We start from the raw sequence: 24,109 nt of genomic DNA on the forward strand, positions 1-24,109 counted from the left end.
GAGACGCGTATGTACAACCACATCCTGTTGCCGACGGACGGTTCGGAAGTGTCTGCCCGGGCGGTTGACGCGGGTATCGGACTGGCCAAGGCGCTCATGGCACGCGTGTATGCACTGCACGTGATAGCGCCGTTCCAGTCCATGGCGTACATGAGCCAGATCATTCCCCAGAGCGAGTCCAGCTATACGGCGGAGTCGGTGCGCTGGGCGGAGCGCTATCTGGGAGAGGTGCGCGACAAGTGCCAGCAGGCCGGGGTCTACTGCGACAGCGACTACCTGATCGACAAGCATCCGTGCGATGTCATCCTGCGGATGGCGCGGGAAAAGGGCTGCGACCTGATCGTCATGGGTTCGCACGGGTGGCGTGGCCTCACCAGACTGCTCCTGGGCAGCGAGACGCAAAAAGTACTTGTCCACAGCGAGCTTCCTGTTCTGGTCTGCCATTGAACGGGGTTGCGCCGCCGTCGGACCGTCGCGCGACCGGGCTGGACCACGGTCAAGCGCGGCGCCGGCTCGCCAGCGAGGGCTTGAACGCGCTACCCGGCAGCCAGCATCAGCCGCTCTTGCGCATCGCGCTCAAGGTGCTGCTGGAGCCGATGTTCCTGCTCCTGCTGACCGCCGGCGGACTCTACCTGGCCCTCGGTGATCGCGGCGAGGCCGGCTTCCTGCTCGGCTCGGTGGTGTTCGTGATCGGCATCACGCTCGCCCAGGAACGCAAGACGCAGCGGGCGCTGGAAGCCCTGCGCGACCTGTCGGCGCCCCGCGCCCTGGTGATCCGCGAGGGGCGCCATCAGCGCATCGCCGCCACCGAAGTGGTGCGCGGCGACCTGCTGGTGTTGAGCGAGGGTGACCGCATCCCCGCCGACGCAGTGCTTCGCGAGGGCTTGCTGGAGGTGGACGAGTCCCTGCTGACCGGCGAGGCCGCGGCCGTCACGCGGCTTCCCGGCGGAGAAGCCGCGCGCGTGTCCGCGGGCACGGTGGTGACCAAGGGGAGGGGGCTCGCCGATGTGGTGGCCACCGGGCCGGCCACCGCCATGGGCAGGATCGGGCTGGCCCTGGCTTCTACCCAGGAGACGCCGTCGGGCATGCAACGCGCCTCGGGCCGGCTCGTGCGCGCGCTGGCCGTGGCGGCAGTGTTGCTCGCGATCGGCTACACCTTGCTGCGCTGGCTATGGGACGGTGCCGGGCTGCTCGACAGCATCCTCTCGGGCGTCGCATTGAGCATGGCGATCCTCCCGGAAGAGCTCCCGGTGATCCTCACCGTGTTCTTCGCGATGGGCGCATGGCGCATGGCCCGCCACCAGGTACTCACCCGCCGCATGGCCGCGGTGGAGGCACTCGGCGCCGTGACGGTGCTGGCGGTGGACAAGACCGGCACCCTGACGCAGAACCGCATGCGACTCATGGTGCTGGCCAGGCCGGACGGCGGCGAGGTGGGCGAAGCCGAGCCCGCGCTCCCGGCCGGATTCGGCGAGCTGCTGCGTTGCCTGCTTTTGGCGACACCTGCATCGTCCTTCGACCCGATGGAACAAGCCATTCACGTCTACGCCGCCCGGTATCCCGATGACCTCGGGAGCGACGCCGAAACAGCGCCCGTGCGCGAGTACGCGCTTTCGCACGAGGTGCTGGCAATGACGCGCGCATTCGCCACCGGCGCATTGGGTCTTCACTTGCTGGCGGCCAAGGGTGCTCCCGAGGCGATCGTCGCACTGTGCCGGCTGGCGCCGCCCGACGCAGCCATGGCGGTGGCGCAGGCGGAGGCGCTGGCCGCGAAAGGCCTGCGCGTGCTGGGCGTGGCCCGGGCGCAGTGGCAGGGGCCGGAATGGCCTGAGAGCCAGCGTGATTTTTCCTACCGCCTGCTCGGCTTCGCCGGCTTCGGCGATCCCCCGCGGGAGGGCGTATCCGCTGCCGTGGCCGAATGCCGGCAGGCCGGCGTACGCGTGCTCATGCTAACCGGCGACCACCCGGTGACCGCACGCGCCGTCGGCGACCGGATCGGCATGGCACCGGGCCGCGAGGTGCTGACGGGCGATCGCATCGACGCGCTCGACGATGGCCTCCTGCGCGAGCGCCTCCATCGCGTCGACATCTGCGCGAGGCTGCGCCCCGAGCAGAAGCTCCGCCTGGTGCGCCTGTTCCAGCAGCAGGGCGAGGTCGTGGCGATGACCGGCGACGGGGTCAACGATGCGCCCGCATTGAAGGCAGCCGACATCGGCATCGCGATGGGCCAGCGCGGCACCGACGTGGCGCGCGAAGCGGCCGCCCTGGTGCTGCAGGACGACAGCTTTGCCAGCATCGTGAAGGCGTTACGCCAGGGGCGGCGGATCTACGACAACATCTCCCATGCAACGGCCTACGTGTTCGCCGTGCACGCGCCGGTGATCGCGCTGGCGCTGATGCCGGCGCTGTTGCACTGGCCGATGCTGCTGCTGCCTGCACACATCGTCCTGCTGCAGCTGGTCATCGATCCTGCGTGCTCGCTGGTGTTCGAGGCGGAGCCGGAGGCGCCCGACATCATGCAGCGTCCGCCGCGCCCCTCGTCGGCATCGCCGTTCGCGCCGGCGAAGCTCGCCTACGCGCTGGGCCAGGGCGGCGGGCTGGCGATCATCCTGGTGTGCGGTTGCGGAATCGTGCTGTCGTTGGGATGGAGCGCGGCGGCGGCGCGTACCGTGATGTTCGTCGGGCTGGCTGCCTGCCTTCTCCTGCTGGTGCTTGTCCACCGCCAGCGCCATGCCACGGCGGCGCCAGGGCAGGGCAACCGCTGGTGGCTGGTCATGGTGGCCGGCCTGACCGCGATGCTGGTGGTGGTGCTGGGCATACCGCCCGTGCGTGGGTTGCTTGCCCTGGCCACTCCCGGGCCTGCCACCGCAGCGGCCACCGCCCTGGTGGTGCTGGCGCTGCTCTGCTGGCTTGCCTTGCTACCCGCCATGGTCAGCGGCTCGCGTCGTGCCTGGTCGTTATGGCGTTCCGCCCGCCTGGACCACAACCACGCGCGGAGTTGATGAGGATCAATCCCGGGCGGCGCATGCCATGTCCCAATGCGGCCACAGGGGTACCACCCAACGCGCCGAGGTTCCCTCCATGGCCACCCTATCGACCGACGCTTCACCGCTGCGCGCCCCGATCCTGCTCGAGGGAACGCATTGGATCGACCATCTGCGCGACGGTACGGTCGTGCTGATCCGTCCGCTGCGCCCCGACGACCGCGCACGCGAGGAGGAATTCCTGCGCGCGATGTCGCCGGACAGCAAGCGCCTGCGTTTCCTGTGCAGCTTCCGCGAGGCGAGCCCTGAGCTGGTCGACCAGCTGATGGATGTCGACTACGACAAGCGGATGGCCTACGTGGCGCTGGCGCATGAGGATGGCCACCTGCACGAGGTCGGCGTGAGCCGATACAGCGCATCGAACGACGGCGCGCAGTGCGAATGCGCGGTTACGGTGGCAGACCACTGGCGGCACCGCGGATTGGCCGTGGTGCTGATGCGCCACCTCATCGACATGGCCCGCAAGCGCGGTTTCCGGCAGATGTATTCGGTCGATGCAGCGGACAACCAGCCCATGCAGGAGTTGGCTGCCTACCTGGGATTCAAGCGTTCGCTCGACCCGAACGATCCCACGCAGGCCATCCATACGCTGACCTTGTGAGGAGCGCCATGAACGTGGTTTCCCATTCCCCCACCCAGGAGCCGGGCGTCGTCGCCAGGGAGTCGGCCCTCGCCGCCAACCGGCCTTCCGACATCGTCGCCGTCGCCACCAGCACGTCACCCTGGAACCCGGCCGTACGGGTGGCTGCGACGCTGGCTTCGCGATGGCAGAGCCTGTTGACCGGCTGCTTTGTCGATGAATCGCTGCGGATGCTGCATGGCCCCGAGAGCGAACCCTCGGTGCTCGGCCTGCTGTTGGATACGCCTGTCCGGGATTTCAAGGAGGGCGATGAATTCAGATCCTTCGCACGATCGAAGGGCGTGCCGCACGCATCCTGGGTAGTCGCGCACACCGGCCTCGCGCGCGTGCTCCGCGAGCTGGGCGCCTGGCACAGCCTGGCCGTGCTGGAACGCGACGTGGTCAATGGGGAGAGCCTGTCCGAACTGCTCGGCGAAGTACTTCTGTCCTGCCGGTTGCCCAGCCTGATTCTGCCGCCCGGCTGGAGTCGGGATGCCCAGCTCGCCCGCGTGCTGGTGGCCTGGGACGGCAGCGCCGAAGCCACGCGGGCCATCCATGCCGCGCTGCCCTTCCTGCAGGATGCCAGGCGGGTCGTGCTGCTCGATGGCGGCAGGCCGCACAGCCCGGAGGGCGAGTGCTACCTGCCTCACTTCGAACCCTTCGTGTACATGTCCCGGCACGGCGTGGAAGCCGACCCGGTGTGCGTAGGCATCCCCGCACGCACGGCCGGCGCGTCGTTGCTGAAGAAGGCGGATCAGGTCGGCGCCGACCTGATCGTGATGGGCGCGTTCGCGCATTCGCGCCTGCGGGAGCGCGTGATAGGTGGGGCCACTCGCTACGTACTCCAGCATGCGCAGATTCCCGTCCTGCTGCAGCACTGACGCCGTCAGGTACGGCGGCTGTCGCACTTGATGTGCGTCAAATCGCGGTCCGGTTGCCGGACTAGCGTTCCTGCCGCAGGAGGTCATTGCCCGCACCTCGCGGCGCGGGCGCCGGAGGGCACATCGCCCGGGAGGGCTGTATGAAAAACGCAATGCACCCATGGATCTGGCTGTCGCTAAGCCTGGCCGTGCTCGCCGCGGCCGGTTGCGCCGACCGCGGGTACGTCAAGCAGACGGACTACGACGCCAGGATCGGTCAGATCGAGTCGCGGTTGCAGAACCAGGAGCAGCGCAGCGACCAGATGGAGCAGGAGATGCGGCAAAAGTTCGCGCATTACGATGCCGCGATCAGCCAGGCTGCCGGCCGCATCCGGGTCGACGCCATCGCGCACTTCGCGTTCGACAAGGCCTCGCTTGAGGACCAGGACAAAGCGCTGCTGGATGACTTCGCCAAGGTGATCCAGCAATACCACCCCCAGGCTCTGGTCACGGTGGAAGGCTTCGCCGACCCGGCCGGATCCGCCGGCTACAACCAGCGCCTGGGCAGGAAGCGCGCGGAGGCGGTGCGTGACTACCTGGTCAGCAGTGGCGGCCTGCCGGCCGACAAGGTGCGCGCAGTGAGCTACGGCGAGGCCAGGAACCGCCAGAACATGCCTGGCAAGACGCATGACGAGGGCGGGGAAAACCGCAGGGTGACGCTGGTGGTCGACATGGCCGGCCAGGCACAGCAGCCCGACCAGAGCAACCAGACCAACGGTTCATAGCGACCCGGGTCTTTGGCGGCAAGGCCGGCAGCGGCGGAACGGGCGCGGGCGCCAACGTCATCCGTTCACCTGCTTCATGACTAGGCCTCTGCGCGCCGCCTGCGCATCCCGCGCCCTCGGCTGCGCATGCCATGCTTCCGAGGTGTCTCATGGACATACAGATCCGAAGCCATGCGTCGTTGCCCGCGCCCCACAGGGAAGGCGGCATGTCGTTGCTTAGTGCGCTCACACGGCGCCACAGTACCCGCGTCTATAACGACCGGGCCGTGCCGGAGCAGTTGCTGTCCGACCTGCTGTGGGCCGCATGCGGCGTCAACCGTCCCGAAACCGGTGGGCGGACGGCGCCGTCGGCACGCAACTGGCGCGAGATCGACATCTACGTCGCGACGTCCGCAGGGGCCTGGCGTTACGGGCCGGAAGACCACTGCCTGTATCCGGTGCTGTCGAGGGACGTGCGCGCGTCGACGGGCCTGCAGGATTTCGTGGGCACGGCCGCGCTGGAGCTGGTTTACGTGGCCGACCTTGCGCGGATGGAAGTGACCGAGCCGCTGGAGCGGCGGTTCTACTGCGGCGTCGACGCCGGGACCATGGCGCAGAACGTCTATCTGTTCTGCGCCGCCGCGGGGCTGGCCACCGTCGTACGCGGACTGGTTGACCGGAGCAGCTTGGTAAGGACGCTGGGACTGGGCGCCCGTCAGCGCGTGCTGCTGGCGCAGACGGTCGGCTTCGCGGCCTGAAGGAGGCACCGCCGCCGCAAGTCGAAACTACAGGAGCGTTATGCGTTCGCCCCTCTGCGGCATCAGGGGAGGCCGGCCGCGGGATGCGAGGATCTGTGCGAACGAATGCATGCCGCGCCCGTACTCGCCGTGCACCAGCAGGACCTGCTCTCGCGGCAGCTCGCCCAGCCAGGCCAGCAGGGCAGGGCGGTCGGCATGGGCGGAAAAGCCGTTGATGGTCCATACCTGCGCGCGCACCGGAATGTCCTCGTTGAACACACGCACGCTGGCCGCGCCGTCGATGATGCGGCGGGCCAGCGTGCCGTCCGCCGCGTAGCCGACGAACACCACCGAACTGCGCTCCCGCCAGAGGTTGTGTTTCAGGTGGTGGCGCACGCGGCCTCCGTTGCACATACCCGAGCCCGCCAGGATCACCGCGCCGCCGTCGATGTTGTTGATGGCCATCGACTCGCTGCTGCTGCGGGTGAAGTGCAGCCCTTCCATGGCGAACGGATCGCCGTGGTGCAATGTGTCCAGGAATGCCCGGTCGAAGCACTCCGGATGCCGCCGGAAGATTTCGGTGGCCGAAATGGCCATGGGTGAATCCAGGAACACCCTCACGTGCGCCGGGATGGCGCCCCCGCGCAAGCCCTGGTGGATGTAGTAGAGGAGTTCCTGCGCGCGCTCCAGCGCAAAGGTCGGGATCACCACGTTGCCGTGGCGACGGGCCGTTTCGCGGATCGCCTGGAACAGCTCCTGGACGGAGTCGGGCAGCGAACGGTGCGGCCGATCGCCGTAGGTGCACTCCATCACCACGTAGTCGGCAGCGGGAGCGGGCATCGGGTCGCGCAGCAGCGGCCGCCCGGGGTTGCCCAGGTCGCCGGAGAACACTACCGAGCGGTGCGCCTCGCCGACCTGAACGTCGAGCAGGATGGAAGCCGAGCCCAGGATGTGGCCCGCATCCAGGAACCGCGCGACGATGCCGGGGACGACCTGGATGGGCTGGTCATAGCCGATGCCCGGTTCGAAGAAATCCAGCGCATGCAAGGCATCGTCCAGGTCGTACAGCGGCGCCGCAAGGGCAACATCGTTGCGGTCGGTACGGCGCGCATGGGCCGCATCCTCGGCCTGCAGGCTGGCGGCATCGAGCAGGACCACGCGGACCAGTTCGCGGGTCGCCGAGGTGGCGAGGATGCGCCCGTGGAATCCCTGGCGCACGAGTCGGGGGATGCGGCCGCAGTGGTCAAGGTGCGCATGGGTGAGCAGCAACGCATCGATGGATGAGGGGTCGAAGCCGAACGGCTCGGCATTGGCCGCTTCGGTGTCGCGGTCGCCCTGGAACATGCCGCAATCGACCAGTATCCGATGGCCCTCGCATTCGACGAGGTGGCAGGAACCGGTGACTTCGCGGGCCGCGCCATGACAAACGTAGGAAAGGGTCATCGCGGTGGATCCGCCGGAAGGTGCATGCACCTTGGCACGGACGCGGCGCTCCATGGGTTGACCGGAGTCAATCACCGGGCGCGCAAGCGGAAGATTTGATCTGCCTCAAATGGCAGCCCGGTGCGCGATGGCCTGATGGGTTTCCCCACCACAGAAATCGAGGTGTGCCATGAGCGACCTGAGCCTGAGAGACGACGTACTGGAGGAACTGGACTTCGAACCGAGCGTCGATGCATCGAACATTGCCGTCATGGCCAAGGATGGCGTGGTGACGTTGACGGGGCACGTTTCGAGCTACGCCCAGAAGGTTGCCGCCGAGCGCGCGACCTGGCGCGTCAACGGAGTGAAGGCGATCGCCCAGAAACTCGGAGTGCAGCTGCCCGGCGACAAGAAGCTCAGCGACGACGACATCGCCAAGCGTGTTCTCAACATCATGGCCTGGGACGACCTGACGCCCGCGGACCGGATTCACGTCAAGGTGTCCGATGGTTGGGTCACCCTGACCGGCGAGGTTCCCTGGAACTACCAGCGCCAGGCAGCCGAGGCGGATGTGCGCAAGCTTTCCGGCGTGACGGGCGTATCCAACGACATCATGGTCGAGCCGCACGTGCAGGCGGGCGACGTGCGCAAGAACATCGTCGATGCGCTCAAGCGGCATGCGGAAGTGGAAGCGGACCGGATCAAGGTCGACATCCACGCCAATGGAGCCGTGGCCATCGATGGGCGCGTCGACGACTGGGAAGAGCGCCAGGCAGTCGAGCGGGCCGCCTGGTCGGCGCCTGGCGTGCGCACGGTGGAGAACCGCGTGCGCATCGTCTAGATGCCACCTGCCACGGGGCGCGCAAGCGCCCCTTTTTTTTCGGCTCAGAACCTAAGGAATACGGGCAGGGGACTGCGGGCCAACAGGCTGCTCGTGGTCGGCCCCAGGCATCGCTCTGCGGAGCGGCGACTGCCGCTGGCGCCCATGACGATCAAGTCCGCGCGGGTATCGCCGGCATAGTCGAGCAGTTGTTCGCTCGCGGCCTCGTCCGAGCCCGCCACCGTCTCCACGGCGCGAACCGGTACGTTGTGTGCGCGCAGGTGCGCAAGAGCGCCGGAGCCGGCGCCACCGCCGTGTTCGGTGCCCTGCTGCAGCACCGATACCTCCTCGGCGGCGCGCAGCAAGGGCAATGCGGCATGCAGGGCGCGGGTGGATGCCGCCGTGCCGTTCCAGGCGACCATCGCGTGCACCGGACCGCCAGGCGCGATGCTGGCTTCCGGCACGACGATGCATGCGGTACCGGAAAGCAGGACTTCGCAGATCAGGCGTTCGGACGCAAGGCCGGGCGATGCATGGCCCTGCAGCACCACCAGGTCGTGCCAGTCCCCGATCATCGCCAGGACATCGGGTGGCTGGCCGATGGCCACCTGCCAGAAGGTATCGGACACGCCCAGCTGGCTAGCCCACGCGGCGAAGTCGCGGCCGGCGAGCATCGCCTGCTGCAAGTCATCCTGTGCGTAGGCGACCACTTCCGCAGCCAGTCTCGGCGGCCCCGGTGCCGGCGCGGTTCGCGGGGCGACGAAGAGGCCGGTCAACGCCGCCTGCATGGAGGCGGCAAGCTGCGCCGCGTAGCGCACGCTGCCATGCCAGGTGCGGTACCCGGGGCTGTGGACCGCGATGTCGCGCACGGTAGGACTCCATCGGAGCGGATGACGTCCGCTCGTGGAGCGTGACGCAGCGGCGAGAGCCGGATTTGACCTAGGTCAGCACTTGGTGGCTTGACGGCCGCGCGCGCCAGTTGACCTGCATCACCTTGGCCGCTGCCCGATCGCCTAGTGTCGCCGCGACGCTGCCGCTGTCCTGGCGCGCGTCCTGGAGGCACTGCCATGTACGACATCCTGGTCAACACCATCAATTTCGAAAACTGGCCGCGCGCGGCCCGTTACGGCACGCAATTGGCGAGTCTGCTGCAGGCGTCGGTCACGGGGGCGTACGTCTACCCATCGCCACTGTATGCCACGCCGAGCTTCAGCTCGCCGGAGCTGATCGAGGCCGTGCTGGAGACATGCCGGACGCTCGAAGCGGGCGCACTGGCGGCCGAGCGGCCGTTCGTCAGTTGGGCCAGCGGCATGGGCATCGAGCACGCCGCCTGGGTGGTGGGACAAGGCAACCTGGCCGCTGCGCTCGTGCAGATCGCGTGCTGGCACGACCTGCTCGTGCTCGAGCGCAATCCGGAACATGCATGGGCATCGCCTTCCGACCTGGCGGAGCTGATCCTGGCAGTGGGCCTCCCGTGCATCGTGGTACCGCCCCAGCCGGTGCAAGCGGTGTCGCTTTCGCATGTGGCCGTTGCATGGAACGGGTCGTCCGAGGCCATCCGTGCGGTGCACGCAGCCTTGCCGGTGCTGCAGCGGGCGCACGAGGTGCTGTTGCTGCGCGGCGCGCCCAAGGAGACGTTCCAGGAGGTCACCTGGAAGCCGCCCTTCGACATCGACGCCTATCTCAAGCGACATGGAATCCGCGCCCGCTCGCAGGATCTGCTCACCAACGAGCATGGGGTCGGCGAGGCATTGCTGGAACAAGCCGATCGCTTCCATGCCGATCTGCTGGTGATGGGCGCCTACGGCCGCAGCCGCTTCAGCGAATGGGCGTTGGGCGGTGCCACCCGACACGTGTTATGGAATGCGCGGTTGCCCGTGCTGTTCCGCCATTGACCTGCCCCATGCGTGCCATGGTGCTCGAGGCGGTAGGCAAGCCATTGGTGCTGCGGCATCAGGCCGACCCCGAGCCCGGACCGGGCGAAGTGCGGTTGCGCGTCGAAACCTGCGGCGTGTGCCGTACCGACCTGCACGTAGTGGACGGGGAGCTGCCCGCAGTGGCACCGCCCATGATTCCCGGACACGAGGTGGTCGGCCGCGTCGATGTGCTTGGCAAGGGCGCCCACCGGATCGGCCTGGGCCAGCGCGTAGGGGTGCCCTGGCTGGGTTCGACCTGTGGCGTGTGCGAGTACTGCCTTGCCGGTCGCGAGAATCTGTGCGACGCACCTGGCTTCACCGGTTACACCCGACCCGGTGGCTACGCGAGCCATCTGGTCGCGCGTGCCGACTACTGCATCCCGTTGGGCGAGGATGCCGACCCCATCGCGACGGCCCCGCTCCTGTGCGCGGGCCTGATCGGGTGGCGAGCGCTGTCCCGCACGGGACGGGCGCGAACGATCGGCATCTACGGCTTCGGCGCCGCTGCACACCTGATGACCCAGGTAGCTCGCCACCAGGGCCGGCGGGTATTGGCGTTCACCCGGACGGACGACCTGGCGGCGCAAGCGTTCGCCCGCTCGCTGGGCGTGGTGTGGGCCGGCAACGCCGATGCACCCGCGCCGGAGCCGCTCGACGCGGCGCTCATTTTCGCGCCCGCCGGCGAACTCGTGCCGCTCGCGCTCAAGGCTGTGCGCAAGGGCGGCCGGGTGGTGTGCGGCGGCATCCACATGTCGGATATCCCGGCGTTTCCCTACCGGTTGCTGTGGGAAGAACGGGAGCTGGTTTCGGTCGCCAACCTGACTCGCGCCGATGCCCACGCCTTCTTCGCCGAAGCCGCCAGCGCAGGGGTACACGCCGCGACGCAACCCTACCCGCTGGAGGCGGCGAACGATGCGCTCGACGACCTGCGCCACGGCAGGCTCAGCGGCGCGGCCGTGCTGGTTGCGCATTCCGGCGACGGCTGAGGGTCCTTCGGCCGCCGGACCGAACCGCGGATGCCTGGACCTGTTCCACCGGTGTCTCTCTGCAGAGCTCTGTGCCCGGCCCGCTAAGCCGGGGCACAAGCGCGCGGCAATGCGCCCGCCTTTATGCTCGACGCGAACCCTCGGAGCCGCGCCGAAAGGAACCCGAAAGAGCGGCACCCTAGGTTCGACGCTCCTTGCCAGGAGGTGACAGCAAATGCCTCGTTCTGCTGTTCCCGCTCGCGCCGCCGCAAACGCGGCAACCCGACGGCTCTGAGGTATGGAAGCATTCCCACCGTGGGCGCTGGCGAGCTCGTCCTGGAGCCGCCGCGATGAGTTCGGCGGTACCTGGCGGCGATCGGTGGATGCGACGGTCGTCAGCGGCAGCGACCGGACAAGCGGATCCCTGAATATCCACGCTGCCTGCATGCCCAAACGCGCCGACGCAGGCAACCCTGGTCCTTCCCTTGCGCGCTCACCATGACGTACACGAGCCCATCGAGCAGTCGAGCTGTCGTTCCCGGTGACGTCGCCTACGGTGAGCGGTGGACGTTCCTGATCCTCTTCGCGCTGTACGGCATCATCGTTTTCCCCATCCTGCGTGCCGACGAGTATTACAACGACGACATCAAGCGGGCTTTGTTCGGGCGGGCGAGCTGGGACTCCAACGGTCGCCCGCTGACGACGTTTCTGATGCGCGCCTTGCAGGCGTACGACCATGCCATGGTCGATATCTCCCCGTTGACGCAAATCGGGGCGGTGGCCGTTCTTGCCTGGGCTGGCGTCTTGATCGCCAGGCGCTTTGCGATACGTTCGCCCTGGATGGCTGCGCTGGCGACCCTGCCGCTCGGAGCGCAGCCGTTCTACCTGGGCAACCTTTCCTTCAAGTTCGATGCGCTCAGCATGAGCCTGGCGATCCTGCTCGCGCTGGTCCCGGTGGTGCTGGACCAAGACACCGTTCGGCGCTGGTGGCTGGGAGTGCTCGCTTTGTTCGCGAGCCTCAACTTCTACCAGCCGGCCATCGACGTGTACCTGGTCTTCGCGTTCATGGAAATCGTGCACGCCCAGGTCGAGGACGCACCACCCCGCACGCTCGCACGCATGGCGCTGTCGCGGTTCCTGCAGACGCTGGTGACGATGGCGGCCTACGAGGTGACGGTGGGCATCCACATCAGCGGCTGGGTAAAGAAAGCGGCTACCCCTATCCACGCCGGCCAATGGCAGCAGTTCTATCTGAACTACCTGGATTTCTACCGCTTTGTCGGGGCAAGCCTCGATGCGCACTGGTGGACCGTGTACGCCCCGATCTTGTTGCTGTTGGGGCTGACCCCGGTCGCGGTCGGTTTGCGCTATGCAGCCGGACAGCGTTCCAAGATCGGCAGCTTCGCGGTGGTGGTGCTGGCGGTGATCGCCCTGCTGGTTCCGCTGATCGCCTCGGTGCTTGCGCTTGGGCCCATGCTGGTGCTGGCTTCGCCTGAAATCAGCGCACGCGTCTTGATGGGGATCGGCGCGTTGCTGGTGATGTCGCTCGTGGTCATGCATGCATCCTTCGAGAAGTGGGGCCGTTCGCCCCGATGGTTCGGGGTGGCCGCGTGTGCACTCGCGCTTGGCATGGCGTCGTTGGCGAGCGCATACGGCAACGCACTGAACGAGCAGAGGCTCTACGAGTCACGCATCGGCGCCCGCTTGGCGGACGATCTGGCCCAATTGAAGGCGACCCGTGGCATCGACTCGCTCCTCATCGAGGGCTCCGACGGTTACGCGCCGGTAACCGCCCACGTCATCGGGCAGATTCCGCTGGTGCGATCGCTGATTACGCCGTACATCGCAGGAGGGGCGGCCTTCCAGACAAACAGTTTTCTCGACCTCTACGTGCAAGGCATCACCAACCTCAGCGCGCAAGCGGACCCGGCGTCAGCCCAGGCGCATGAACGTTTGCTAGCCCGCCTGGGGAGCACCGGTCCCGTGGTGACCACCAGCACGTACCGGCTCTATGTCGTCGATCGCACGGCCGTGCTGCGGTTCGATTGACGCGGAAAACGCGGATCGAGCGAGACCGCCAGCTGCGATCGTCCGGTCGGCACCGCCACCCGAAACGGACGCGCTGCAACCGGCAGTCAACCTGGCCGTTACGAACCGGTGCCGTGCCGGCGGTTGCACGGTTGTTACGGATCGTTACGCAGCGTTGCGCGACGGTCGCGGTGCGGTGGCAATGGCTGGCTAGTCTGGGAACGTAAGCCGACTTCCCGGAGACCGCCATGAATGCCATCGTCGCCCAGACCCCGGTTCCTGCCTACGCTGGGGGACAGCGCCTGATGGCTTCGGCAGGCCCGATCGACGTGGAGCAACTGTCCAGGCACGTCCAGGTCGCACGCCGCAAGCTCGCATCGGGCCAGCATGCCTATCGCGCAGGACAGCCGTTCCACGCCATCTATCTCGTGCATGCGGGCTTCCTGAAGACCTGCGATCTGTCGGAGGACGGACGCGAGCGGGTCACCAGCTTCCGCATGCGGGGCGAGCTAGTAGGCGTCGAATCCATCGGTCTGGCCCATTACGCATGCGACGTGGTAGCGCTGGACGACAGCGAGATCTGGGAGCTGCCTTACCCGCCGGTACTGCACGCGTGCCTGCAGATGCCCGAACTGCAAAGCCGCCTGACCGCGGCGCTGGCCGAAGAGATCCGCAACGACCGCGCCTGGATGCTGGCGTTGGGTACGCTTACGGCGGAGCAGCGCGTCGCTGCGTTCCTGCTGGACATGGCCGAGCGGCACCTGCGGCTGGGCTTCAGCCCACGCCATTTCCTGCTGCGCATGGGACGCGCCGACATCGCAAGTTTCCTGGGCCTCAAGCACGAGACCGTGACTCGCGCACTATCCAGGCTCGACCGGCTCGAGTGCATCGAGGTGAGGCGCCGGGACATCTGCGTGCTCGATGCGGAGGGTCTGCGGCGCATGGCCGGGCAGGGCGCCACCCTCCATTGAGGCGAAGTCAGCCCCGGCGGGCTTCCATGGCCCCGGCCAGGGCCTCGCCCAGTTGCTCCACTCGATAGGGCTTGTGCAGCAGCCTGACGCCCTCGGGCAAGGCTTCGTCCGCACCCTCCGTCGCATGTTCGTAGCCGGAGGTCAGCAGCGCGGGCAGTCCCGGACGCAGGCGCCGGGCTTCGCGCACCAGCTCGAATCCGCTCGCGTTGTCGGCCAGGGCCACGTCCGAGAAAAGCAGCCGGATGCCCTTGTCCCCGCGCAGCAGCGCCAACGCCTGTGTGGCGTCTGCGGCTTCCAGCGTGTCGTAGCCGAGCGAGTGCAGGAAACGGACGGCCACCTTGCGCACACCCGGCTCGTCCTCGACCACCAGCACCCGCGCGTGGCCCGGGCTGACGCTACCGGCCGTGCGTGACTCGCCGGCCTCTTCCTGCGGGGGCGCCGTCGGTAGCAGGATCTCCACCCGCGTCCCGCGACCGGGTTGGCTGCCGATGGTGAGGCGCCCGCCCGATTGCCTGGCGAAACCGTAGACCATGCTCAGCCCCAGGCCGCTGCCCTTGCCGGGATCCTTGGTGGTGAAGAATGGTTCCAGCGCATGGTCGAGCACGTCCTGTGCCATGCCGGCGCCGGAATCTTCGACCAGGAACACCACGTACCGGCCCGCCGGCAAACCGCCTGCCTCGTCGGCCACCAGATGGCGTTCGCGGGCACTGATGCGGAGCGAGCCACCCTCGGGCATGGCATCGCGCGCGTTGATCGACAGGTTGACCAGCGCGGTTTCCAGTTCGCCGGGGTCGGCATAGACGACGGGAATGTCCGCGGGACAATCCAGGCTCACGTGGATGCGGGCGTCGAACGTGCGCATCAACATGTCGCCGACGTCGTCGAATATCTGCTGGGGCCGCACACCGCGCGGACTCAAGGCACGGCGCCGGGAGAAACCAAGCAGCTTGCGCGTCAGGTTGATGCAGCGGTCGACCGCGCGGGACGCGCCATCGACCAGTTCACGGGCGTCGGCAATCTCACCGTACTCGGCTTCGAGCATCTGCAGATTGCCCGAGACGATCGTCAGCAGATTGTTGAAGTCGTGAGCGATGCCGCCGGTGAGCTGGCCCAGCGCATCCAGCCGCTGGGCATGCGCGAGCTGCTCTTCGCTTCGACTGCGCTGGATGGCCGCGGCGAGCATGTTGGCCGCCAGTTGCAGGAAGTGGAGCTGGTCGCTGTCCAGGTTGCGAGGCTCGTGGGTGAGCACAAGCAGCGCTCCGGTCACTTCGTGCCGATCCAGCAGCGCCAGGATCGCCGCATCGCTCAAACCGTGCGCGGCGAGCGCCGCACGCAAGGCAGGCAATTCGTCCTTGGGAGCCCGCGTCAGCATCCACACGTCCGTGCGCTGCCTCTGCATCAGGTGCGCGGCCAGGTGGTCCTTGGCAAAGGCGTCCGCCAGGGCGTCGACCAGTGCGGGCGTGAGGCCGCTGGCCGAACGGATGGGCAAGGTCCTGCCGCCCGGAAGCCCGACCGCTATCGCCGCGCCATCGACCGCCAGCGCCTCGGCGATCAACGCGGAAACCGCGACGCGCAGGGAAGGGTCGCGACCGGATTCGAGCACCCGCCTGCCCAGCTCGGCCAGGTAGCCATCCCGACGCGCGCGCTCCAGGGCCTGGCGGGCACGTTGCGTTTCGGAGATGTCCCGCACCGACGCGGCGTAGAGACCATCTCCCGCGGGTCCCAACGCGATTTCCATGGGAAAGGCGTCGCCATTGCGTCGCACGCCCGTCAGTTCGTAGCCGGCACCCATCGGACGGACGCGAGGATGGGCCATGTAGCGCGAGCGATGGGTGGCGTGGATCGCGCGCGCGCCCTCGGGAAGCAGGCTTTCCACCCGCTGCCCGACCAATTCCCCCGGCGCGTAGCCGAACAGTCCGTGGGCCTGCGGGTTCGCCAGGACGATGTCGCCAGCCTGATCGACCACCACCATCGCATCCGGCGCCATCTCGAAGAGCGTGCGGAACAGGTCCTCATTGCCGACGAGGCGCGGGAAAGTCATGGCGCTACTCCTGGCGTACCGTGTCGCTGAAGATGTAGCCCGCCCCCCGCACGGACTTGATGAGCGTGGGCGCGGCCGGGTCCGATTCGATCTTGCGCCGCAGGCGTCCGATTTGGACGTCGACGGCGCGATCGTACGGGCCTGAGTCCCTGCCGTAGAGGTGGTTCATCAGTTCGTCGCGCGAAAGCACCCGGTTGGCGTGGGTCACCAGGATCCGCAGCAGCCCGTACTCGCCGCTGGTCAACGGCACCGAATCGCCCGAAGGCGCGGTCAGGGTCCTGCTGTCGAGCTCGAACCGATAACCGGCGAACCGGTAAACCGCCGGCCGCGATGCAGCCTGCCGTGGACGTTCTGCGGAGCGGCGCAGAACGCTGCGGATGCGCGCGAGCAGCTCGCGCAGCTCGAAGGGCTTGGTCACGTAGTCGTCGGCGCCGACTTCCAATCCCACGATGCGGTCGACCGAATCGCCCCGCCCGGTGACGATGATCACCGGTCCGTGCCAGTGCTCGTGCAGATGTCGGGTCAGCTCCAGGCCATCTTCGCCTGGCAGGCCCAGATCCAAGAGCACCAGGTCAACCGTGTCGGTCGCAAGCAGTTGGAGCATGTCGGTGCCGTTGCCGACCATGCTCATCCGGAAACCCTGCGCGGAGAGATAGCGCCTGAGGAGCGCGGCGACTTCGATATCGTCGTCGACGACCAGCAGGTGCGCCTGCCGGAAAGATATCCCTTGTTTGTCGGTGTCATGCGCTGACACGGAAGCCCCCATCGGGCTAGGGAGTGGCGTTCGGGTTCCCGCCGGGAAACGGGAGTCCGCCCCGGCTCTTTCAGCCAAAACCACCTTTTTATAACAAGAAACATCCAAAGTCCGCGCGAAGTGGATTAAGAGCGCGTCAAATCAACCGACGCGCCGATTTGACCCTCGTCAACAGGCGCCGCACCCAAGCGGGCGATGCTCTGTTCCGTCCACCGCCCGGGAGAAACCCCCATGCTCGAGCTGCTCGTCGATGCCGGCCCGCACGCGGGCGGCTCTTTCCTCGAAACGGCGTTTTCGGTGGCCCGGCGCCTGGGCGCCTTCGCCTGCGGCTTCCAGGTGCTCCCGCTGCAACCGCCCGTGGCGCTCTCGTTCGAGACGACCCTGCTGGAGGCCGAGGAGCGCAGCGCGCGCGCGCGGCGGGAATGGTGGCTGGGTCAATGCAGACAGGCGGGCATCGAAGGCGAATGGGAAATCCTTCGAGGCGAGCTGGCCGCAGCGGTCGCCAAGCGCTCGCGGCTGGCCGACCTGGTCTGCCTGGAAGTCTCTGTCGCAGGCGGCGCACGGAACGCGCAGTCGCCCGAGCCGGACCGCGCCCTGGTGCAGGCGGCAGGCCCGCTCCTGCTGGTGCCTGCCGCCTGGAAGATGGCGGCGGGTACGCGGATCCTGGTGGCCTGGAACGGATCGGCCGAAGCCGCGACGGCCATCCGCGCGGCGCTCCCGCTGCTGGCCAAGGCCGCGGAGGTTTGCGTGCTCGACGGCGAGCAGGCCTGCCTGCCGGGCATCACCCCCTCGCCGTTGCCGCTACAGGCATGGATGGCCAGACAGGGCGTGGCTGCCCGGTGGGAGTCGCTCGATCCTTCGCGGCACCGCGAGGTGTCGATCGCCGACATCGCCGACCGGATGGGTGCCGATCTGCTGGTGATGGGCGCCTACGGTCACCACTGGACGAGCGCCTTCGGGCGGAGCCAGCTGACCCAGACCCTGCTGAGCCACATCGACCGGCCGATCCTGCTGTCGCATTGATCCCATGGCCGGTCCCATGGCTGGCCCGCTCACCTGAGCAGATAGTCCCGGATGCCGGCGCTGTCCAGGTTGGTGAGGTTGTGCCTGATCTCGCGCCCCACGCACTGCTGCACTGCCTTGCCCAACTGGCCGTGGAGAGTACCCAGGAAACGCGGCGCCGCCGCGATGACGAGCGTCTGGAAGCGCTGCTCCTCGTGCCCGGTGCGCAGCGTGGCGGCGAGGGTCGAGGCGAAACGCGCGGCGGCCTTGTCCTTCGGGTCGGTGTGCGCCTCGATCGCGTGACGGGTCGGCCCCACGCTCTCATGGACCCGCGGCGGCCGCTGGAAGGTCGGCCCATGGTTCGCCTCCGTATTCACGAAGCAGGCCGTTTCTTCCCAGGGCGCGCTGCAGGATTCGTACTCGAAAAGGCGGGCTTTTTCGCTATCGGCCACCAATACCCACGTCTTGTTCATGGCTCGCTCCGGCCGGGCAGTGACGTTGCATCGGCAGGGTAGGTCTGCGGGACACGGGCCATTTGATCCTGGTCAATTGGCAGGGAGCCGGAACGGTCGATCCTGCCTGCGGCACCAGCCAACGAGGAGGCGCCATGCGTGCCATCGACATCGGCAGCCGACGCGTGATCCAGGCCGACGCATCCATGACGGTTACCGAAGCCGCCGGCATCATGCGCAGGCATCAAGCCGGTTGCCTGGTGGTGACGCGCGAGGAACGCGGCCGGGCGCTCCCCGTCGGCATCGTGACCGACCGCGATCTGGTGATGCGGGGCATTGCAGCGCACATCGACCCGGCCACCACCGCGCTCGAATACATGATGTCCGCGCCGCTGCTGCGCTGCCATCCGGAGGCGTCCATCGACGAGATCGTCGAAACCCTGCAGCAGCATGGCGTGCGACGGCTTCCATTGGTCGACGCCGCCGGAACGCTGGTCGGCATCGTGAGTACGGACGACGTGCTGGTGGCCCTCGCCGCGCTGTCGGACCGGATCAACCAGACGCTCAACGTCCAGTCCACGCTCGATCGTGCCTACCTCTAGGAGATCCGTGATCGCGCCGTTGCCAGACTCGCCCTTTCCGGGCGAACGGCTCCTTCCGCGTCGCATCGGCATCGACACGGGAGGCGAGCACGTGGTCTACCTCCCGCAAGCCTCCCCGGCCTGCCATGGCGAAGGCTTCGGGCCGCACTCGAGGCTGCAGGTGAGCATCGGTGACCGTCACCTTATGACGACACTGGCGATCGTGCAGGGCCGTTGGCTGGCTGCCGACGAGATCGGACTGTGCGAGTCGGCCTGGCTGAACCTGCAGCCTGCCGAGCACGAGTACGCGACCTTGTCCCATCCATCGAGCGTCGAGTCGCTCTCGAACGTCCGGGCGAAGCTGTACGGAGGGACGCTGGCGGATGCCCAGCTGCACGCGATCGTCGCGGACATCGCCGCGCAGCGTTACTCGAACGTCGAAATGGCGGCGTTCGTCACCGCCTGCAGCGGCGACCACCTCACGCTGGACGAGGTGGCTGCGCTGACCGGAGCCATGGTGGATACCGGTGCGAGACTGCACTGGCCGAACCCGGTCGTGACGGACAAGCACTGCATCGGCGGACTTCCGGGGAACCGGACCACCCCGATCGTGGTGGCCATCGCCACCAGCCTCGGGCTGGTCATGCCCAAGACCTCGTCGCGAGCGATCACCTCGCCCGCCGGGACGGCCGACACCATGGCGGTGCTGGCGCCGGTGCAACTGGACATCGGGCGCATGCGCAAGGTCGTCGAGCGCACCGGCGGGTGTCTGGTATGGGGTGGGGCGATCAACCTCGCCCCGGTGGACGACATGCTGATACGTATCGAGCGCGCGCTCGACATCGACAGCCCCGGGCAACTGGTCGCTTCGATCCTCTCCAAGAAGATCGCCGCCGGCTCGACCCGAGTGGTGATCGATATGCCGGTGGGCCCCACCGCCAAGGTGCGCGGGATGGAACACGCACGGACGCTCGAGCGGATGCTGCTCGCGGTGGCCGCCCGCTTCGGCCTGGGCCTGACGGTGCTGGGCACCGACGGACTGCAGCCGGTCGGTCGTGGCGTGGGGCCTGCGCTGGAAGCGCACGACGTGCTTGCCGTGCTGCGGAACCTGCCCGCGCAGCCGCTGGATCTGCGCGAGCGTTCGCTGGCGCTCGCGGCCGCGGTGCTCGAAGCCGGCGGCCGTGCCGAGGGTGCGCAGGCGCTGGCGGTGGCGCGGGGGTGTCTGGACGACGGGCGCGCGTGGCGCCAGTTCCAGGCCATCTGCGAGGCCCAGGGTGGGCTTCGCGCTCCGGGTGTCGCCCCCTACCGGCATCCGGTGGTGGCTACACGTGAGGGCAGGGTGGAGGCCATCGACAATCGTCGCCTTGCGCAGGCGGCAAAGCTGGCCGGCGCTCCGCTCTCACCCCTGGCCGGCCTGGCCGTCGGCGTGCGCCTGGGCGACGCAGTGGCGCGTGGCCAGCCGCTGTTCACCCTGCATGCGCAGAGCCCGGGCGAACTGGCCTACGCGCTGGAGTACGTGGCGCGCCATCCGGGCATCGTCGACGTCGGGGCAGCGCCATGAGCCTGCTGTATGCCATGCCGGGCAACGGGGACTTCGCCGACGCGCTTTGCCGCCACACGGGATGGCGGCGCGGCGAACTGGACCTGCATCGGTTTCCCGACGGCGAATCGCTGCTGCGGCTGGTGACGCCGCCGCAGGGCGCGGTGGCGCTGGTGTGCACGCTCGATCGGCCGGATGCCAAGTTGTTCCCGCTGGTGCTCGCGGCGGCGACCGCTCGCGACCTGGGCGCCTCGCGGGTGGGCCTGGTGGCGCCCTACCTTGCCTATATGCGCCAGGACGCGCGATTCCGTCCGGGGGAAGCCATCTCGGCCCGCGTCCTCGGCAACCTGCTCGGCGCCAGCTTCGACTGGATCGCCACGGTCGATCCGCACCTGCACCGGATACGCGACCTCGGCGAGGTCTTCGCCTGCCGTACGTGCGTCGCGCACGCGGCACCCGACCTCGCCACGTGGATCGCGGAAAACGTGCCGCGGCCCCTGCTGATCGGGCCTGACGGCGAGAGCGCCCAATGGGTGCGCGCGGTGGCATGCCGCATCGACGCTCCCTATGCCGTGGCCCACAAGGAACGGCACGGGGATCGCGAGGTGAGCGTGCAGCTGCCGTCGCTGGATGCCTGGCGTGGACACACCCCGGTCCTGCTCGACGACATGGCGTCGTCGGGATGCACGCTGCTGGATGCCTTGGGCCAGGTGCGCAGGGTACTGCCGCAAGCGGAGGTGTTCGGCATCGTCGTGCACGGCCTGCTCACCCGCGATGCCTGGGAGCGGCTGCACGCCGCGGGCATGTCCCGCATGGTCACGACCAACACCGTACCCGGCCGGTTCGCGGTGATCGACGTCAGTGCGCGGCTGGCGGAGCTCGTCCTGTCCTGCGGCAGCCCCTGAGCATGCGTTCGCGACCGCCGCCGGGTGCGCAGTCTCCGCTCGCTTGATCGAAGTCAACACCCGTCGACCGCGCGGATGCGATGTTCGTCCCCGGCGCTTGAGCCTTGGGAGTCTTGCCATGCGATCCCCCAGTACCTTCCAGCCGTGGATCCGCCGCTTGCTGAAGAACCTGCCGCTGGCCCTGCTGCTGTTGCCGTGGCACGTCCTCGCCGTTCCTTCCTACGCGAGGCAAACGGGGCAGCCATGCACGGCTTGCCACGTAGGTGGATTCGGCCCGCAGCTGACCGCCTTCGGGCGCCAGTTCAAGTTGCTCGGCTACACATTGCAGGGCGGGAACGGGGCGGACGTGCCGCTGTCCGCCATGCTGGTGGAATCCTTCACCCGCACCAGCAAGGCCCAGGAGGAGGTGCCGGCCAAGGGGTTCTCGCGCAACGACAACCTCGAGCTGCAGCAGGTGTCCGCGTTCCTCGCCGGGCGCCTGAGCGAGCACCTGGGCGTGTTCGCGCAGGCCACCTATTCGGAGAACGGCGGCCTGCTCGGCTGGGACAACATCGACCTGCGCTATGCGCGTACCTTCACCGGCCAGCATCACGGCGGCATCTGGGGCATTTCGCTCAACAACAACCCCACGGTGACCGACGTCTTCAACACGGCGCCCGCCTGGCAATACCCCTACATGGCCGCCGACCTCGCGCCGGGCGCGCCTGCCCAGCCCGTCCTCTTCGGCGCGCTCGGCGGGCAGGTGATCGGCTTGAACGGCTATGTGCAGATCGACGGTGCCCTGTATGCGGAAGCGGGCGTCTACCGCTCGCTGTCGCCCTCCTTCCTGCGCAAGGTCAACGCCGACTATGGCGGGCGGCTCGGTGGCATCACGCCCTACGCGCGGCTGGCCTATACCTGGAACCTGCCGGCGGGGAGCTTCACGCTGGGCGGTTTCGCGCTCGACGTGAAGCGCGGGCTGACCACCACCAATGCCGCCGGAGAGACGGTTGCCATGGCGGGTCCGCAGGACCGCTTCCATGACCTGGGCATCGACGCGAGCTACCAGCGCATCGGGGGCGATCACATGGTGACCGCTAATGTGCTGTACGTGCACGAGCGCCAGCGGTTGGACGCCACCTTTGCGGCCGACGGCGCCGAGCATCTCCACGGCACGCTTTCGGCGTGGCAGGCCAATGCCAGCTACTGGTATCGCCAGACCTGGGGCGCCACCGTGGCTTGGTTCGCCGCCGACGGCAGCCGCGACGGACTGTTGTACGCGCCCTCGGGGCGACCGGACACGCGTGGTGCAAGCCTGGAAGTGGACTGGAATCCCTTCGGCCGCGCCAACTCCTGGTTGCAGCCATGGGCGAATCTGCGCGTGGGGGCGCAGTACACGCACTACACGCGGTTTGCCGGTCGCGTGCGCAACGTCGATGACGCCGGACGCAATGCGCACGACAACGACAGCGTGTTCGTCTTCCTGTGGCTGGCGATCTGAGCCCGCGGGGCCTTGCCGGCCAAGGCCCCGTTTACGGCGCGAGCAGCAGCGGGGTACGACTGTGGCCGAGCGAGTAACGGGTGACGCCGCCCAGCAAACGCTCGCTCCATGGGCGGCGCCCCCACGCCCCCTGCACCAGCAGATCCGCCTGCAATCGAGCGGCTTCCTTGTGGATCGCCTCGCCGGCATCGCCGGTCACGCCGAACGGTTGCCAGCTGGCCTGCACATCCTGTCTGCCCAGCCAGTCGCGTAACGGCGCAACCGGCTGCGCGTCGCCGGAACCGTCAAGGACGGTGACCTGACGGGCCATCCGCAGCAACGGCAACGCCGCGCGCGCTGCGCGAGCGGCGGGCGCGCTGCCGTTCCAGCCCAGCAGTACGTGGCCCAGCGCCGGCCGGGGGATCCAGTCATCCGGTACGAGGATCACCGGGCAGACGCCATGGACGAGCGTCTCGGCCAGGCGGCGCGAGGCGTCCTGCAGGCTGGTCGGCCAGCCGGGCAGGCGGCCTATGACGAGGTCGGCAAGGCTGGCTCGTTCGGCTACGACCTTGTGGTAGACCCCGCGAACGACCTCCCACCGGCCCGGGACGGCGGCGGTCGCGCAGCGTTGTCGCCACCAGTCTTCTTCGGCTCGGGCATCGCGCTCCTCGCCGGCGAGCACGGCCGTCGCCTCGGGTAGCGCCAGCACCAGCGCGTCGACCGGGATCACGCAGAGCGCGGTGAGCCAGGCGTGCCATTGGCGGGCCAGCGAGAAGGCATAGTCGAGCAGCGGCGCCTCGCGCTCCGGTTCGGCCACGGTAACGATCAGTTCGGTCATGGGTGTGCCCACATAAGCGCGTGCGCACAGCATGCCCAGGCCGCTACGGGCGCTGTTGACCAGGATCAACTCGACCGTCGCCATACCCGAACGGCCGGCAGTTGATCGGAATCAAATCCCGCAGCACAGGGGAGCTTACGGTGGACACACCCATGCCGGTCCGTCATGGGAGCCATCGAATCGCTGGAGGCCCGCCATGAGCGTCGTGAAGGTCATCGAGATCATCTCCGAATCACCCGACAGCGTGGAGGACGCCGTCCGGAAAGGCCTGGAGAAGGCCGCTCGCACGCTGGACGGGATCACGGGAGCCTGGCTCAGCGAAACCAAGGTGGTCACCGGGCCCGACGGCAGGATCACGGCCTAGCGCGTGTGCATGCGCGTCAGCTTCGTG

The 24,109-nt window shown here is 68.1% G+C and carries 23 protein-coding genes; 17 read left to right on the forward strand and 6 right to left on the reverse strand.

Going from position 1 to position 24,109, the window contains the following annotated elements; all coding sequences use genetic code 11:
- Nucleotides 1–9: 9 nt before the first annotated feature.
- From VGU65_RS06825 to VGU65_RS06850, 6 genes are all read left to right on the forward strand, one after another.
- Nucleotides 10–447: a universal stress protein gene (locus VGU65_RS06825; RefSeq protein ID WP_327474025.1), complete on the forward strand. Its 438-nt coding sequence runs from the start codon at nt 10–12 to the stop codon at nt 445–447.
- Nucleotides 444–3,002: a cation-translocating P-type ATPase gene (locus VGU65_RS06830; protein WP_327474026.1), complete on the forward strand. Its 2,559-nt coding sequence runs from the start codon at nt 444–446 to the stop codon at nt 3,000–3,002. The genes VGU65_RS06825 and VGU65_RS06830 overlap by 4 nt, the downstream gene beginning before the upstream one ends.
- A 79-nt stretch (nt 3,003–3,081) precedes the next feature.
- Nucleotides 3,082–3,645 (forward strand): GNAT family N-acetyltransferase, encoded by a 564-nt coding sequence (locus VGU65_RS06835; protein ID WP_327474028.1) that lies wholly within the window; start codon nt 3,082–3,084, stop codon nt 3,643–3,645.
- Nucleotides 3,646–3,653: 8 nt separating this feature from the next.
- Nucleotides 3,654–4,544 (forward strand): universal stress protein, encoded by an 891-nt coding sequence (locus VGU65_RS06840; RefSeq protein WP_327474030.1) that lies wholly within the window; start codon nt 3,654–3,656, stop codon nt 4,542–4,544.
- A gap of 140 nt (nt 4,545–4,684) precedes the next feature.
- A complete protein-coding gene (locus VGU65_RS06845; protein WP_327474031.1) occupies nt 4,685–5,308 on the forward strand; it encodes an OmpA family protein in 624 nt (207 codons plus the stop codon).
- Between the two features lie 149 nt (nt 5,309–5,457).
- Complete coding sequence (locus VGU65_RS06850; protein ID WP_327474032.1) at nt 5,458–6,045, forward strand: nitroreductase family protein; 588 nt, start codon at nt 5,458–5,460, stop codon at nt 6,043–6,045.
- Nucleotides 6,046–6,072: 27 nt separating this feature from the next.
- Here VGU65_RS06850 and VGU65_RS06855 read toward each other — a convergent pair whose 3' ends face one another.
- Entirely contained in the window at nt 6,073–7,467 is a 1,395-nt protein-coding gene (locus VGU65_RS06855; RefSeq protein ID WP_327474033.1) for an MBL fold metallo-hydrolase, read from the reverse strand.
- Between the two features lie 169 nt (nt 7,468–7,636).
- Here VGU65_RS06855 and VGU65_RS06860 point away from each other — a divergent pair, with 169 nt between their 5' ends.
- Nucleotides 7,637–8,287: a BON domain-containing protein gene (locus VGU65_RS06860; protein WP_327474034.1), complete on the forward strand. Its 651-nt coding sequence runs from the start codon at nt 7,637–7,639 to the stop codon at nt 8,285–8,287.
- A gap of 44 nt (nt 8,288–8,331) precedes the next feature.
- On the opposite strand, the gene VGU65_RS06865 is transcribed toward VGU65_RS06860, so the two are convergent.
- Nucleotides 8,332–9,135 (reverse strand): universal stress protein, encoded by an 804-nt coding sequence (locus VGU65_RS06865; RefSeq protein WP_327474035.1) that lies wholly within the window; start codon nt 9,133–9,135, stop codon nt 8,332–8,334.
- A gap of 198 nt (nt 9,136–9,333) precedes the next feature.
- Here VGU65_RS06865 and VGU65_RS06870 point away from each other — a divergent pair, with 198 nt between their 5' ends.
- The 4 genes from VGU65_RS06870 to VGU65_RS06885 all read left to right on the forward strand — a co-directional run bounded on the left by VGU65_RS06870 (nt 9,334) and on the right by VGU65_RS06885 (nt 14,146).
- Complete coding sequence (locus tag VGU65_RS06870) at nt 9,334–10,161, forward strand: universal stress protein (RefSeq protein WP_327474036.1); 828 nt, start codon at nt 9,334–9,336, stop codon at nt 10,159–10,161.
- A 17-nt stretch (nt 10,162–10,178) separates the two neighbouring features.
- Complete coding sequence (locus VGU65_RS06875) at nt 10,179–11,168, forward strand: zinc-dependent alcohol dehydrogenase family protein (RefSeq protein WP_327474037.1); 990 nt, start codon at nt 10,179–10,181, stop codon at nt 11,166–11,168.
- A 477-nt stretch (nt 11,169–11,645) separates the two neighbouring features.
- The gene (locus tag VGU65_RS06880; protein ID WP_327474038.1) at nt 11,646–13,196 is read left to right on the forward strand and encodes a glucosyltransferase domain-containing protein; all 1,551 of its coding nucleotides are present in this window, start codon (nt 11,646–11,648) and stop codon (nt 13,194–13,196) included.
- A 227-nt stretch (nt 13,197–13,423) separates the two neighbouring features.
- Nucleotides 13,424–14,146, forward strand: coding sequence for a Crp/Fnr family transcriptional regulator (locus VGU65_RS06885; RefSeq protein ID WP_327474039.1), 723 nt, complete (start codon nt 13,424–13,426; stop codon nt 14,144–14,146).
- 7 nt (nt 14,147–14,153) lie between these two features.
- Here VGU65_RS06885 and VGU65_RS06890 read toward each other — a convergent pair whose 3' ends face one another.
- Together VGU65_RS06890 and VGU65_RS06895 are read right to left on the reverse strand one after the other, a co-directional pair.
- Entirely contained in the window at nt 14,154–16,187 is a 2,034-nt protein-coding gene (locus VGU65_RS06890; RefSeq protein WP_327474040.1) for a PAS domain S-box protein, read from the reverse strand.
- A 4-nt stretch (nt 16,188–16,191) separates the two neighbouring features.
- Nucleotides 16,192–16,941, reverse strand: coding sequence for a response regulator (locus VGU65_RS06895; protein WP_327474042.1), 750 nt, complete (start codon nt 16,939–16,941; stop codon nt 16,192–16,194).
- 231 nt (nt 16,942–17,172) lie between these two features.
- On the opposite strand from VGU65_RS06895, the gene VGU65_RS06900 reads away from it, so the two are divergent.
- Entirely contained in the window at nt 17,173–17,964 is a 792-nt protein-coding gene (locus VGU65_RS06900) for a putative universal stress family protein (protein ID WP_327474043.1), read from the forward strand.
- A 29-nt stretch (nt 17,965–17,993) separates the two neighbouring features.
- Here VGU65_RS06900 and VGU65_RS06905 read toward each other — a convergent pair whose 3' ends face one another.
- Nucleotides 17,994–18,416: a host attachment protein gene (locus VGU65_RS06905; RefSeq protein ID WP_327474044.1), complete on the reverse strand. Its 423-nt coding sequence runs from the start codon at nt 18,414–18,416 to the stop codon at nt 17,994–17,996.
- A 62-nt stretch (nt 18,417–18,478) separates the two neighbouring features.
- Here VGU65_RS06905 and VGU65_RS06910 point away from each other — a divergent pair, with 62 nt between their 5' ends.
- From VGU65_RS06910 to VGU65_RS06925, 4 genes are all read left to right on the forward strand, one after another.
- On the forward strand, nt 18,479–18,997 hold the full coding sequence (locus VGU65_RS06910; RefSeq protein ID WP_327474045.1) for a CBS domain-containing protein: 519 nt from the start codon (nt 18,479–18,481) through the stop codon (nt 18,995–18,997).
- A gap of 7 nt (nt 18,998–19,004) precedes the next feature.
- Nucleotides 19,005–20,537 (forward strand): thymidine phosphorylase family protein, encoded by a 1,533-nt coding sequence (locus VGU65_RS06915; RefSeq protein ID WP_327474047.1) that lies wholly within the window; start codon nt 19,005–19,007, stop codon nt 20,535–20,537.
- Nucleotides 20,534–21,421, forward strand: a complete 888-nt coding sequence (locus VGU65_RS06920) for a ribose-phosphate diphosphokinase (protein WP_327474048.1) — start codon at nt 20,534–20,536, stop codon at nt 21,419–21,421. Before VGU65_RS06915 ends, VGU65_RS06920 begins: the two co-directional genes overlap by 4 nt.
- A 118-nt stretch (nt 21,422–21,539) precedes the next feature.
- Nucleotides 21,540–22,901: a cytochrome C gene (locus VGU65_RS06925; RefSeq protein WP_327474049.1), complete on the forward strand. Its 1,362-nt coding sequence runs from the start codon at nt 21,540–21,542 to the stop codon at nt 22,899–22,901.
- A gap of 31 nt (nt 22,902–22,932) precedes the next feature.
- On the opposite strand, the gene VGU65_RS06930 is transcribed toward VGU65_RS06925, so the two are convergent.
- Nucleotides 22,933–23,802: a universal stress protein gene (locus tag VGU65_RS06930; protein WP_327474050.1), complete on the reverse strand. Its 870-nt coding sequence runs from the start codon at nt 23,800–23,802 to the stop codon at nt 22,933–22,935.
- A gap of 112 nt (nt 23,803–23,914) precedes the next feature.
- On the opposite strand from VGU65_RS06930, the gene VGU65_RS06935 reads away from it, so the two are divergent.
- Entirely contained in the window at nt 23,915–24,082 is a 168-nt protein-coding gene (locus VGU65_RS06935) for a dodecin family protein (protein ID WP_327474051.1), read from the forward strand.
- Nucleotides 24,083–24,109: the final 27 nt, after the last annotated feature.

It is taken from the genome of Frateuria sp. (assembly GCF_035943815.1).
In the GTDB taxonomy this organism is placed as follows: domain Bacteria; phylum Pseudomonadota; class Gammaproteobacteria; order Xanthomonadales; family Rhodanobacteraceae; genus Frateuria_A.

Bases quoted from the DNA above. Each gene is read 5' to 3' on its own strand.
- VGU65_RS06825 (WP_327474025.1), top strand. From the start codon at position 10: ATGTACAACCACATCCTGTTGCCGACGGACGGTTCGGAAGTGTCTGCC.
- VGU65_RS06835 (WP_327474028.1), top strand. From the start codon at position 3,082: ATGGCCACCCTATCGACCGACGCTTCACCGCTGCGCGCCCCGATCCTG.
- VGU65_RS06840 (WP_327474030.1), top strand. From the start codon at position 3,654: ATGAACGTGGTTTCCCATTCCCCCACCCAGGAGCCGGGCGTCGTCGCC.
- VGU65_RS06845 (WP_327474031.1), top strand. From the start codon at position 4,685: ATGAAAAACGCAATGCACCCATGGATCTGGCTGTCGCTAAGCCTGGCC.
- VGU65_RS06850 (WP_327474032.1), top strand. From the start codon at position 5,458: ATGGACATACAGATCCGAAGCCATGCGTCGTTGCCCGCGCCCCACAGG.
- VGU65_RS06855 (WP_327474033.1), bottom strand. From the start codon at position 7,467: ATGACCCTTTCCTACGTTTGTCATGGCGCGGCCCGCGAAGTCACCGGT.
- VGU65_RS06860 (WP_327474034.1), top strand. From the start codon at position 7,637: ATGAGCGACCTGAGCCTGAGAGACGACGTACTGGAGGAACTGGACTTC.
- VGU65_RS06870 (WP_327474036.1), top strand. From the start codon at position 9,334: ATGTACGACATCCTGGTCAACACCATCAATTTCGAAAACTGGCCGCGC.
- VGU65_RS06875 (WP_327474037.1), top strand. From the start codon at position 10,179: ATGGTGCTCGAGGCGGTAGGCAAGCCATTGGTGCTGCGGCATCAGGCC.
- VGU65_RS06880 (WP_327474038.1), top strand. From the start codon at position 11,646: ATGACGTACACGAGCCCATCGAGCAGTCGAGCTGTCGTTCCCGGTGAC.
- VGU65_RS06885 (WP_327474039.1), top strand. From the start codon at position 13,424: ATGAATGCCATCGTCGCCCAGACCCCGGTTCCTGCCTACGCTGGGGGA.
- VGU65_RS06890 (WP_327474040.1), bottom strand. From the start codon at position 16,187: ATGACTTTCCCGCGCCTCGTCGGCAATGAGGACCTGTTCCGCACGCTC.
- VGU65_RS06900 (WP_327474043.1), top strand. From the start codon at position 17,173: ATGCTCGAGCTGCTCGTCGATGCCGGCCCGCACGCGGGCGGCTCTTTC.
- VGU65_RS06905 (WP_327474044.1), bottom strand. From the start codon at position 18,416: ATGAACAAGACGTGGGTATTGGTGGCCGATAGCGAAAAAGCCCGCCTT.
- VGU65_RS06920 (WP_327474048.1), top strand. From the start codon at position 20,534: ATGAGCCTGCTGTATGCCATGCCGGGCAACGGGGACTTCGCCGACGCG.
- VGU65_RS06925 (WP_327474049.1), top strand. From the start codon at position 21,540: ATGCGATCCCCCAGTACCTTCCAGCCGTGGATCCGCCGCTTGCTGAAG.
- VGU65_RS06930 (WP_327474050.1), bottom strand. From the start codon at position 23,802: ATGGCGACGGTCGAGTTGATCCTGGTCAACAGCGCCCGTAGCGGCCTG.
- VGU65_RS06935 (WP_327474051.1), top strand. From the start codon at position 23,915: ATGAGCGTCGTGAAGGTCATCGAGATCATCTCCGAATCACCCGACAGC.